Raw genomic sequence first — 12,008 nt, 5'->3', positions numbered from 1 at the left:
GTGCCAAGGCGCGCGTCGGGCCGCCTGAACGACGATGGCGACCGCCCAGAGCGCGATACCGGCGCGCAGCAGGTCGATGATGTCGATGCCGAAGAGTCGCTGGCCGAGCGGCACGTTGAAGGCGGTGGCGATCTGGAACAGCGAGAACCCCACCGCGATCCAGAACAGCAGGCGCCCGGCCCAGCCGGGGCCGAAGCCCGGCGGCAGGCCGTGTTCCGGATCGACGATCGGCTCGATCGCCGCGCTGGGCACGCCGCCGACATCCGGCGTTGCCAGAGGCTTGTGTTCGTCTTTGCTCATGCCGCCCCCGCCAGGGATATAAAAGGGCGGGGCCGATGGGCCCCGCCGGAGAGATGCCGACGCTGAAAGGCTCTCAGGAGCCGACCTTCAGCCCCTTTTCCTTGAAGTACTTCGCCGCGCCCGGATGAATCGGGATCGGCATCCCCTGCAGCGCGTTCTCGAGCTTGATCGACTTGCCGGCCGCATGGGCGGCGGCGAGATCGCCGAGGTTCTCGTACATCGCCTTGGTCATGGCGTAGACGAGGTCGTCGCTGACGCCCTGATGCGACACGAGGTAGTTCACCACAGCCGCCGTCTGCACGGCCGCCGTCTGGCCGCCATAGGTGTTCGCGGGGATCGTCGCCTTGACGAAGGGAGCCCCGGCCTTGTCGACCGTCGCAGCCGGCACCTCGACGACGGTGATCTCGACCGATGTCGCCAGATCGCGAAGGGAAGCGACACCCAGCCCCGCCGATTGCAGCGTGGCGTCGAGCTGGCGGTTCTTCATCAGCTCGACCGATTCAGCGAAGGGCAGGTACTCGACCTTTCCGAGGTCCTTGTAGGACAGCCCGGCGGCGGCCAGGATCGCACGGGCGTTGAGCTCGGTCCCGGATTTGGGCGCACCGACCGAGAGCCGCTTCCCCTTGAGATCGGCCAACGTCTTGATGCCGCTGTCCTTCGAGGCGACGATCTGGACGTAGTTCGGATAGATGGCGGTAACGCCGCGCAGCTTCTTCAGCGGCGCCTTGAAGCCGGCCTCCTCGTCGCCCTTCCAGGCTGCATCGAGCGAATCGCCGAGCGTGAAGGCGATCTCGCCCTTGCCCTGCTGCAGCAGGACCAGGTTCTCGACGGAAGCCTTCGTCGCCTGCACGGTCGGGCGCACGTCCTTGATCTTGTCGCCATAGATCTTCGAGAGCGCGACACCCATCGGATAATAGACGCCCGAGGTTCCGCCCGTCAGGATGTTGATGAACTGTTCGGCACGTGCCGAGACCGGCGACAGTGCCATCAAGGCGGCAGCGGATAGGGCAACCAGTTTGGTTCGCATCGAAGTCCTCCCTTATGTCATTCGTTCCAAGGCCTAACCGATTATCTCCGGTTGTAAACCCGCTGCACAGTCCGCAGGGCTTCGGTTGATGCTGATGCCGGAGCCGATGCCGGCCGAACGGCCGGGCAGGAAACGCCGCGATCGGTCTGACATGCCGTCGCGACCTCGAACTTGCGGCCCTGTGCGGGGTTCAGCATCGACGCAGCGACGCAACCGGGTATCGGATCAGCGATGTCGAAATGGCTTTGGCTCCTGTCGCGGATCCTCCGCAGGACATGGTTCCGCGCGACCATGTTTTCGCTTCTGGCCGCAGCGACCGCGCTGATCGCCATCGTCGTCGAGCCCTACATCCCGCGGGACCTGCCCACCAAGATCGGCGCGGACGCTGTCGACAACATCCTCGGCATCATCGCATCGAGCATGCTGGCCGTGACGACCTTCTCCTTGAGCACGATGGTCTCTGCCTACTCGGCGGCCACCAGCAACGTCACGCCGCGGGCGACCACGCTCATCATGGAGGATTCCACGACACAGAACGTCCTGTCGACGTTCCTTGGGTCATTTCTCTTCAGCCTTGTCGGCATCATCGCCTTGAGTACCGGGGCCTATGGCGAGGCCGGGCGGGTCGTCCTGTTTGCCGTCACGATCCTCGTCATCGCCCTGATCGTCGTGACGCTGCTGCGGTGGATCGACCATCTGTCGAGATTGGGCCGGGTTACGGAGACGACCGCACGCGTCGAGGCGGCGGCGGCGAAGGCCATGAGGCTGCGGTTTGAAACGCCTCATCTCGGCGGCCGTGCTCCGATTGACCCGCCGGCATCCTCGACAGCGGTTTGCAGCGAGCGCATCGGTTACGTTCAGCATATCGATGTCGGCGCGCTGTCCGATCTCGCCGACGCGAATGAAGCTCGGATCATCCTCGCAGTGTCGCCGGGAGCCTTCGTCGACCCCAGCCGACCCCTCGCCTGGATCGACGCAGAAGGCGCCTGCGATCTGGCGGACCCGGTCGAAGGCTGCTTCACCATCGAGGATACACGCTCGTTCGATCAGGATCCGAGGTTCGGCGCGGCGGTGCTGGCTGAAATCGCCTCGCGCGCGCTATCGCCGGCGATCAATGATCCCGGCACTGCGATCGATGTCATCGGGCGGGCGGTCCGGCTCCTCGCGATAGCGGCCGGCCCCACCGATGAGACGAAAGCGATCGCGTATCCTCGCCTCTTCGCTGCCGACATGAGTCCGGACGATCTGTTCGATGACCTCTTCAATCCGATCGCCCGCGATGGCGCGGCCATTGTCGAGGTCGGGATGCGGCTTCAGAAGGCCCTGCTCTCCTTATGCCAGCTTGGGCCCCCGGCCTTCGCGCGAAACGCCGCTCGCCATTCGCGATTGGCGCTGAAGCGGGCTGACGCCGCACTGGCCCTGGACGAGGACAGAGCGATCCTGCGCGAACTCGGCGAGGCGGTCGCCCGGGCCGCGATCGAACGGCATAACCGCCCTTAGCAGTCGATCGCCGGGGCGCTCTCGAGCACGCGAAGCAGCCCGGACTTGGCCCGGCCCGCGCCCTCAGGGCCGGCACCGCATCCGATCAGGGCGCGCTGAGAGGGAAAAGGTATCGCGTCGCGGTCTTGTAGTCGAAGCGTTCGAACTTGAACGTGGCGATCCCTGGCGTGTCCACGGTCACGATACGAGCAGCGACGGGCTCGAAGAAGGCGCGGAAGTGCTGGCTCGATTTGATGGCGATCACCTTGTAGTCGGCCATCTTCATGCCGTGGATCTTCATCATCTCGTCGTCGAGCAGCTGGGATTTCAGCTCGGTCACGACGACATCGACATTTCCGATCCGCAGACGCGTCGACAGCCCGAGATCGCGCTGGCCGCCCTTGCCCATCGGGGAACTCGCGACGAACCGGCAACGGGTGTTGAGGACGACTTTCGCCTCGACCGAAAGCGGCTCGCCATGCAGGCGGTCGGCCTTGCCGCCGAGCGCGACGGCGATGGTGCTGCCTTCCCCGGCCTTGTGAGCCGCCGCGACGACCTCGGCGTCCGCCATATGCACGAAGCAGGTGCGTGGCGCGTCACGCTTGATCATCGCCGCGAGCAGGCCGGTGCCGTCACCGGGCGCACCGGCGCCGGGATTGTCCGAGGTCTCGTTGACGATCACCGGCTCCGCGTCATGGCCGAGGGCGATGTCGAGCCCTTCTTCGGCACCCGGCAGGTCGATCAGCAGCGAGTGCCGCATGCCCCAGATCAGGTCGGCGACGTCGCGGGCCGCCGACATGGCCAGGTGCCAGTCGCCATCGGCGATGGCCAGGACGGACACGCAGCCGGCCGAGGTGTCGGCATAGGGAAAGCCGTGGAAGGCGGCGCAGTGCACCATTCCGGCCCTGGCCTCCCATTCGGCGCAGCGTTCATTCACCGCCTTCAACGGACCATGGAACGTCGTGGTCGTGGGCATGACCATCGGCAGGCGGACCAGCGCCATGCGGGGATCCAGCCGCCCCTTCATCATCATGTCGAGATGACGGATCGCGTCCTGTCCCCGCTCGTACATGTCGATATGCGGGTATTCCTTCACGCAGAACAGCATCGTCGCATTGTCGATCATGCGCTCGGTCATGTTGCCGTGCAGATCGAGCGTCGCGACGATCGGGATCTCCTGCCCGAAGGCGTTGCGCAGGGCCCGCAGCAGATCGCCCTCGATATCATCGGCATTCTCGGCGACGCCGGCACCGTGCAGTTCGAGGCAGATCGCATCGATCGGGCCAAGCCGCCCGATGCTCTCGACGACCTTCGCCTTGATCTCGTTCCACGTCTCGGCGCGGATATAGCCGGAGGGCGACGTGATGGCACCGAAGGTCGGCAAGAGCTCGATTCCGCCGATCCGCTCGGCCTCGTCGATCATGCCGCCGATATAGTCCCGCACGCCACGATGGCGTGCGAGAAGTTCGTCGCCTTCGACCCAGGACCGCAGGCTGAAGGCCGCCTTGTCCGTCAGTTCGCTCGAGAAGGTATTGGTCTCATGGGAGACTTGGGCAAGAGCCACGCGCATGACAGATCCTCGAGCGCTGCGCGCTCAGTTCGCTAAAGATGCTGACGGATTCGCTTTTCGGGTCAGGCGAACCGGGCGCCCCAGAAGGCGGAGATACCTTCGGGAACATCGACGAGCCGCTTCGAATAGGCCGTGTGATTAAAGAACTGGCCCGTCGGGATGTAGACGGCTTCGCGCAGTGCCACGGTCTGGATATCCCTTGCGAGCTTCTTGCGCTCCGCCTCGTCGGGCGAGTCGATCCAGGCGAGGCGCAGCTTCTCCAGCTCCGGAATGTCCGGCCAGCCAAAATAGGTCTGTGTGCCCGAGGCGCGCAGCATCTGGCTGACACCGGGATTTGCCAGGTCCATCCCGTTCCAGGTGGTGTTGAACATGCTCCATCCGCCGGCGCTGGGGGCTCCCTTGTTGGCGCGACGCTGCACCAGCGTCCCCCAGTCCGTCACGACGTAGTCGACATCCATGCCGAGCTTGCGCAGCACGTCGTTGGCGACTTCTCCGATGGCAGAGAGGACGGGGTTGTCGGATGCCGCCATCAGCACGACGCGCTCGCCCTTGTAGCCTGCGGCCTGCAGGGCCTTGCGCGACGCCGCCAGGTCACGAGGCTTGGTCATCGCCTCCAGCCCGGCATCATTGGCCATCGGCGTATCCGGGGGGAACACCCCGACGCCGGCGCGCCACTGATTGGGATCGCCCGCGGCGGCGGCCATGCAGTCTTCCTGCGAAAAAGCCTCCAGCACCACGCGGCGGATCGACGGATTGTCGAACGGCGCATGCAGGTGGTTGAAGACCCCCGTGCCCAGCAGGCCAAGGGGGCTGCTGCGGCGGATCGACAGGCGCGGCGAATCGGCAAGCACCGGCAGCAGGTCGTTGGGCGGGTTCTCCCACCAGTCGACCTCGCCGCTGCGCAGCGCATTCATCGCCGTGCCGGAATCGGGCATCACCAGCCATTCGATCCGATCGATGTGAGGCACCTTGGGGCCGGCGGCCCAGCTCGGGGTGCCATCGGGGCGCGGCACGTAGTCGACGTTGCGGTCGTAGACGGTGCGGGCACCGACGACGCGCTCGGCGGCGTTCCAGCGATAGGGGCCCGAGCCGATGATCTCCTTGATCTGCTCGGTCGAGGGCGTCTTGGCCAGCCGCTCCGGCATGATCAGCAAGGCGGGAGGCCCGAGCCGTCCGAGCGCGTTCAGGATGCCGGCGAAGGGCTTCTCCAGCCTGATCACGAAGCGGTCGTCCGCGGGAGCCGATATCTCGGCGACACGCGACATCAGCAGCCCGCCTTCCGCATTGCGCTCGGCCCAGCGCTTGATCGATGCGACGCAGTCGCGCCCACGGACAGGCTCGCCGTCATGGAAGCGCAAGCCCGGCCGCAGCGTGAAAGTCCAGCGCTTGCCGTCATCCTCGACCGTATGCCCTGCCACCATCTGTGGCTGTGGCTGAAGATTTGAATCGAGGCCGTAAAGCTGGTCCCAGATCAGCAGCGCATGGTTTCGCGTGACGTAGGCCGTCGTGAAGACCGGATCAACGACCGTGAGGTCTGCCTCCGGCACGAATTTGAGCACGCTCGTCTTGGATTGGGCCAAGGCCGGAGCGGCGAGTCCCGCGGCAAAGCTGGCGCCGGCCGCCAGGAATGTTCTACGCCTCATCGCAATCCCCTTATCGTTGAAGTGCCGCGGAAAAGGCGGCGCTATGCTGCGCCTGTCGCTTTTCAGCCGTGAAGCTAGGGCGGCGCCGCTCTATCCATCAACGACAGCGCGGGATAAAATTGTTGCCGGAACGTCAACAGTCGGGTCGGCCGGAATGCTGGACAGGAAGCGCTGCGAAGCCGTGTATTTCGTCGTCAAGGAAGGCGGCGTCAGATCGGCCGCCGAGGCGATGAACATCGACCCCGCGGCCGTCAGCCGGCACATCGCGCGTGCGGCCGCCGATATCGGCCTGCCGCTCTTCGAGAGGCGCGGACGCATTCTGACCCCGACGCCGGTCGCCACGGCGATCAGCGCCTATTTTGAGGATCAGCAGCAGGGAGCAGCATCGCTGGCGGCGAGGATCGCCGCCATGCGGGGCGCCCAGGCCGGCCTTGTCAGGCTCGGCGTTGGTGAAGGTTATGTCACCGAATTGGTCACCGGCCCGGTCGGCGAATTCATGCGCGCGCATCCGGGCGTGCGGGTCAGGATCGAGACGTTGTCGGTGGACGAGATCATTTCCCGTTTGCAGGAGGGGCGGCTCGACATCGGGCTGGCCTTCAACCCGACACCCGCCCCGCAGCTGAAGCTGTGGGCGCGGCGCCGGGTGCCGGTGAAGCTGGTCGCAGCCCCGCATCATCCGTTGTTGCAGCGGCGGGCGAAACTCACACTGGCCGATCTCGTTCCATATCCGATCGGATTGATGATGGCGGGTTACGGCCTTCGCAAGCTTGTGCAGCGCGCGGAATACGTCGAAGGCGTCAAGCTCGAGCCAGGCTTTGAAACCAGTTCGTTGACCGCGCTCAACACTTACGTGTTCACCCATTGCGGCGTGAGCATCCTGGCCGAGAAGGGCGTGGAGATCGAATGCCGCGCAGGGCTGGTCGGATGTGCAGACATGGCTCTCGACATCTTTGAAGCCTCGGAAGTGCATCTCTTCAGCGCGGCCAATGTCAGGCTGATGCCGGCGGTCGACGCCCTGCTGCGCACCCTGGCGGTGCATTTCAGGAAACCACAGGCCTAGCCCTGCCGGCGGATGTCGGCGCACCCATCCGGCGCGCGCGAAGGCGTGGCGCCGATTCCGGCCGAGGCCGATAGGCTTCCGGGCGTCACGGGTTCGGCAAACCTCAGATACGCACGATACGAGGGGAACAGCCCCTTTTTCGAGAGTCTGGCTGTGCAATGAGCCTCGGGTTGCGTGGCGCCGATCATGATGCGCTGGGGCCTCGGCTCTGTCCTCAGATCATACGCGCCACAGTGCTCGCCATCTGCAAGCACGCGTCACGCCGGGACACACGAAACAAGAAGGGCGCCTTGCGGCGCCCTTCCCATTTAGCCGGTCGTCCCGATCTGTCAGACGAAACGGAAGTCGTCCTGGGCGAGGCTGGCGAGCTGTACGCCCTTGAGGATGAGGCTCGTGTCGGCGTCGATGGTGAAGACGGTGTCGGTGCCGATCTGGGCCGCCGCGCCCATCGCATCGTCGAAATCGGCGAAGAGGTCGATGTCGAACTCCAGCATGTCCGAGCTCGAGCCCGTCGTCTTGAAGTCGCTGATCGCATCTTGGCCGAAACCCGCCGCGAAGACGAAGACGTCATGGCCGGAACCGCCGGTCAGGATGTCGTTGCCGGCGCCGCCCTCGATCCGGTCGTCGCCCGAGCCGGCATCGACCAGGTCATTGCCCGCACCCGCCAGGACCGTGTCGTTGCCGGAGCCGGCATCGACATCGTCATTGCCCTCGCCGGCCGTGATCGCGTCGATGCCGGAGCCGCCCTTGATCACGTCATTGCCGAGGCCGCCGTCGACGACATCGTCGCCCGAGCCGCCGTCGAGCGCATCATGGCCCTCGCCGCCCGAGAGCGTGTCGTTGCCGGCGCCGCCCTTCAGCGTATCGTTGCCGGCGCCGCCATCGAGCGCCTCGTTGCCATTGCCGCCGGTGACGATGTCGTCCCCGGCACCGAAGAGCAGCTTCTCGATGCCACTGAAGCTCTCGGTGCCGATGCCGGTGCCCGAGACCAGGCCGCGGTTGAAGTCGACCGAAAGAGGGCCCGTCGCCGCCGAGAGATCGAGCGTATCGAAACCCGCGCCGCCGTCGACGACGTCGTTGCCGGCGCCGGCAATGATCAGGTCGTCGCCCGCCCCGCCCTGCAGCGTGTCGTTGCCGGCGCCGCCATCGAGGCGGTTGGCGAGATCATCGCCGCTGATCAGGTCGTTCCCGGCTCCGCCAATGACGTTCTCGATGTTCGCGAGCGTATCCGTTCCGGTAGCGTCGCCATCGGCCGCCCCAGCGGCGAGATCAACCGTGACGCCAGCGCCGTCGCCCGAGTAATCGGCCGTGTCGATGCCCGCGCCGCCGTCGAGCGTGTCGTCATCGGCGCCGCCGACGAGAGTGTCGGCGCCGCCCCCGCCGAGCAGCGTGTCGTCGCCGACGCCGCCCTTCAGGAGGTCGTCGCCATCCTCGCCGGCAAGCATGTCGTCGCCCTCGCCGCCATCCACGCTGTCGTTGCCGGCACCGGCGGAGACCTCGTCATCGCCGAGACCCGCCACGATCTCGTCCGCGCCCGCCGTGCCGGTGAGCACGTCGTCGCCGGGAGTGCCGACCGGCGCCTGATTGGCGACCGAGAAGTTCCAGGCGGCCGGATCGGCGATGCCGGCGAAGGCATTGCCGTGCGGCTCGGGCGTCGTGCCCTTGACCACGATGTTGTCGAGCGCCCACCACCAGTTGTTGCCGGACTGCATCATGTCGAAGGCGATATTGGCCTTGGTGGCGCCCTGCGGAATGTCGATCGCCAGCGTGACGGTCTCGTTCGTGGCCGGACCCTTGTAGAAGGGGCTGCCGGAGGTGGAATTCCAGTGCAGCAGCTCCGCGGTCGCGCCATTGTCGAAGGTCACGACGAGGCGCACCTCCTGCGGCTCTTCCGGCAGCCAGGAGCTGTCGAACGTCAGGGTCGCCTTGTTGTCCTGAAGCCCGGTGACGGCGAAATCCGCCGTGCGCAGCAGCGTCTTGTACAGGTTGGGACCGATCGAGCGGCCATCGTCATACTCGTCGCCATCGGCCACCGCGACGACGCCCTGGCCCTTGGTGAAGCCGCTGCGACCCTGGTCACCCGCCGTGGCGGTCCATGCCTCCTTGTCGTGGAAGGTCCAGCCGAAGAATTCCTGCGGACCGCCGGCCGGCGTACCGTTGATATGCGTCCAGCCCTCGGGCAGCGTCGCGGTCCAATCGGTCGGGTCGCTGTCCACGGTCTCGGTCGGGCTGCTGTAGGAGTGCAACAGCGGGGTGAGTTCCTCGAAGTTCTCGCTGAACAGCACCTTCTCGTTGGTCAGGGCGAGGTCCTCGAAGGCCCCGGCGGTGACCGTCACATAATAGTCGCCGGTTGCGAGCGCCGCGCCCGGCTGGACCGTGACGGTTTTGCCGTCGATCGCGACCGCATCGGAAGCCACGTCGATCGTCTCGACGATGCTGCCATCGGCGCGGTGCAGAACGATCGTGCCCGTGCCCTTGCGCACCGCTTCGTCGAAGGTGACGACGAGGGCCGCGTTCGGCGCGATGTTTCCGGCATCGTCGGCGGGCGCAAGGCTAGCGACGTCAGGCGCATCCTTGTCGGCCGCGGTCGTGAAGTTCCAGGCTGCGGCATCGTCGATGCCCGCGAAAGCATTGCCCTGCGCGGTATCGAGATCGACGAAGGCGCCGGCATCGATGCTGACATAGTAGCCGGTGCCATAGGCCAGGTCCGCCCCGGGATGCACAGTCACGACTGCGCCCGCGATGCTCACCCGCTCGGAGCCGACCGAGATCGTCTCGGCGATGCTGCCATCGGCCCGGTGAATGACGATCGAGCCCTGTCCGGTGCGCACCGCCTCGTCGAAGGTGATGACCAGCGGGGCGTCGGGCGCGACATTCCCCGCATCGTCAGCGGGAGTGACGCTGACGATCTGCGGCAAGGGCGTGTCGGACGAGGTCGTGAAGTTCCAGCTCGTCGTGTCGTTGATGCCGGCGAAGGCGTTGCCGTCATTCGCACCCGGGCGCAGGGCATCGACGGCGATGTTGTCGATCGCCCACCACCAGTTGTTGCCGGCATTCACCATGTCGAAGCCGATGGTCGCTGTGGTCGCGCCCTCCGGAATATCGATCGTGAGCGTGACCGTCTCGTTCGTCGCGTCGGCCTTGAAGACGCCGCCGGCGCCGGCCCTGCCCGAGTTCCAGTGCATGAGCTCGACCGTCTGACCGTTGTCGAACGTCACGATGACGCGCGCTTCCTGATAGGTCTCCTGCCGCCAGGAGCTGTCGAAGGTCAGGGTCGCCTTGTTGTCCACCAGGCCGGCGACATTGATCGCGGAGGTGGTCAGAAGCGTCTTGTAGCCGCCGTTGGCGAGAATGCCGCTGGTGCCGCCGCCGCTGCTGGCGGCAATGTCGTCATATTCGTCCGGATCCGCCACAGCGACGACGCCCTGGCCCTTGGTGAACTGGGAGCGGTTCTGATTGTAGGCCGTATCGATCCAGGCGTTCTTGTCGTGGAAGGTCCAGCCGTAGAATTCCTGCGGGCCACCGGCAGCGGTACCGCCGCTCATGGTGCCCCTCGGCGTGGTGCCGTTGTCGATCGTCCAGCCGTCCGGCGCATTCGCGGTCCAGTCGGTCGTATCCGCGTCCTTCTTTTCCGTCGCGCTCGCATAGCCCTGAAGATCGGCCGTCAGCTGTTCGAAATTCTCGCTGAACAGCCGCACGGCTTCCGCGCCGCCGACAGCGAAATCGATGAAGGCGCCAGCATCGACATTGACGTAGTACCCGGTGGCGATGGCAAGCGGCGCCGAGGGATGCACGGTGACCACGCCGGCCGAGATGCTGACCTGGTCGGAGCCGACATCGATCGTCTCGATCACGGCGCCGTCGCTGGCGCGGTGGATCGTGATCAGGCCCTCGCCCTTCTGCACGCGCTCGCTCAGGATGAGCGTCAGCGGCGCATCGACCGGCACGTTCTGGAGATCATCGCCCCGGGCTTCGAGCAGATAGGGCGCGCGGATATCGGCCGCATCCTTGTCGAGCAGGGACGGGCCATTGACGCCCGTCGCGTCGAGGCCGAGGAAGTCGAGGATCGTGGCGGCGACCGAGGTCTGTGCCGCCGCGCCGGATGAGGACAGCTCGACATTCGAGGCCATGAAGATCTGGCGTTCGCCGGCCGACTGGCCGCCATGGCCGGTGCCGGCGGCGTTGCGGCCGTGGTCGGTCGAGACGATGACCATCCACTCTTCGCCTGGATTGGCGGCCATCCGCTCCGCCACGGCGACCATGATGTCGTTGACCTGCGCGGCCGTGGTCTTGAGCTGCTGGTCATAGGCGGCGCCAAAGCCGACCGAGTGGCCGACGCCGTCGGGATCGTCGAGATGGAGGAAGGTGAAGTCCGGCGCCTCGTTCGTGATCAGGTCGACGCCGCGCTGCGTCACGGCCGCGTCGGAGATGCCGTGAGCCTCGTAGTCGACGATCGAGCTGCCGTCGCGCAGGCCGGTCTCATCGCCGAAATGGCCGGTGTTGATGTCGCCCCAATGCACGATCGAGGCGATCTTCGCACCCTGAATGCCGCTGTCGATGCGCTCGAACAGGCTCTGCACCGCCGGGTTGATCGGCGAATTCGAGTTGCCGGTGATGCCGTGCTCGTTCGCCCAGACGCCGGTCAGGAGCGTCGACCAGCCGGGCCCGCTGACGGTGCCCTGCTGGGTCGCGCTGCCCTGAACACCGCCGGCATAGCCCTCGAGGTGGTCGAGATTGGTAATGCCGTTTGCGCCGAGCTGCAGCAGCTCGCTGTACTGGACACCGTCAAGGCCCACAAAAACGACGTGCTTGGTCATGTGCGTCTTCCCCGATCGACCGCGCCAGAGAGAGGCGGATGAGGCGGGGTCTATCGACCGCGACGCAGGCGGACCAATGCATATTGGCTATCGTGGCAATAGTTAGAACAAC

At 66.0% G+C, this 12,008-nt stretch carries 6 protein-coding genes; 2 read left to right on the top strand and 4 right to left on the bottom strand.

The window, feature by feature from the left end:
* Positions 1–373: 373 nt before the first annotated feature.
* Positions 374–1,327 (bottom strand): TAXI family TRAP transporter solute-binding subunit, encoded by a 954-nt coding sequence (locus tag BW981_RS14775; RefSeq protein ID WP_076440499.1) that lies wholly within the window; start codon positions 1,325–1,327, stop codon positions 374–376.
* 231 nt (positions 1,328–1,558) lie between these two features.
* Between BW981_RS14775 and BW981_RS14770 the strand changes: the two genes are divergently transcribed.
* A complete protein-coding gene (locus BW981_RS14770; RefSeq protein WP_076440497.1) occupies positions 1,559–2,827 on the top strand; it encodes a DUF2254 domain-containing protein in 1,269 nt (422 codons plus the stop codon).
* Positions 2,828–2,912: 85 nt separating this feature from the next.
* Here the strand turns inward: BW981_RS14770 and BW981_RS14765 are convergent, their stop codons facing one another.
* Positions 2,913–4,376: a M81 family metallopeptidase gene (locus BW981_RS14765; RefSeq protein WP_076440495.1), complete on the bottom strand. Its 1,464-nt coding sequence runs from the start codon at positions 4,374–4,376 to the stop codon at positions 2,913–2,915.
* Between the two features lie 62 nt (positions 4,377–4,438).
* Entirely contained in the window at positions 4,439–6,019 is a 1,581-nt protein-coding gene (locus BW981_RS14760) for an ABC transporter substrate-binding protein (RefSeq protein WP_076440493.1), read from the bottom strand.
* 43 nt (positions 6,020–6,062) lie between these two features.
* On the opposite strand from BW981_RS14760, the gene BW981_RS14755 reads away from it, so the two are divergent.
* Positions 6,063–7,079 carry a LysR family transcriptional regulator gene (locus tag BW981_RS14755; protein ID WP_083712377.1) on the top strand — a complete coding sequence of 339 codons (1,017 nt, stop codon included), beginning with the start codon at positions 6,063–6,065 and terminating at the stop codon, positions 7,077–7,079.
* Between the two features lie 329 nt (positions 7,080–7,408).
* Here BW981_RS14755 and BW981_RS14750 read toward each other — a convergent pair whose 3' ends face one another.
* Positions 7,409–11,896 carry an Ig-like domain-containing protein gene (locus BW981_RS14750; RefSeq protein ID WP_076440489.1) on the bottom strand — a complete coding sequence of 1,496 codons (4,488 nt, stop codon included), beginning with the start codon at positions 11,894–11,896 and terminating at the stop codon, positions 7,409–7,411.
* Between the last annotated feature and the right edge of the window lie 112 nt (positions 11,897–12,008).

It is taken from the genome of Allobosea sp. TND4EK4 (genome assembly GCF_900156025.1).
Lineage (GTDB): Bacteria > Pseudomonadota > Alphaproteobacteria > Rhizobiales > Beijerinckiaceae > Allobosea.
This window is presented reverse-complemented; position numbering and strand designations above follow the sequence as displayed.

Excerpts from the sequence above, each read along its gene's own strand:
- BW981_RS14775 (WP_076440499.1), bottom strand. The coding sequence starts at position 1,327 with ATGCGAACCAAACTGGTTGCCCTATCCGCTGCCGCCTTGATGGCACTG.
- BW981_RS14765 (WP_076440495.1), bottom strand. The coding sequence starts at position 4,376 with ATGCGCGTGGCTCTTGCCCAAGTCTCCCATGAGACCAATACCTTCTCG.
- BW981_RS14755 (WP_083712377.1), top strand. The coding sequence starts at position 6,063 with ATGCTGCGCCTGTCGCTTTTCAGCCGTGAAGCTAGGGCGGCGCCGCTC.
- BW981_RS14760 (WP_076440493.1), bottom strand. The coding sequence starts at position 6,019 with ATGAGGCGTAGAACATTCCTGGCGGCCGGCGCCAGCTTTGCCGCGGGA.
- BW981_RS14750 (WP_076440489.1), bottom strand. The coding sequence starts at position 11,896 with ATGACCAAGCACGTCGTTTTTGTGGGCCTTGACGGTGTCCAGTACAGC.
- BW981_RS14770 (WP_076440497.1), top strand. The coding sequence starts at position 1,559 with ATGTCGAAATGGCTTTGGCTCCTGTCGCGGATCCTCCGCAGGACATGG.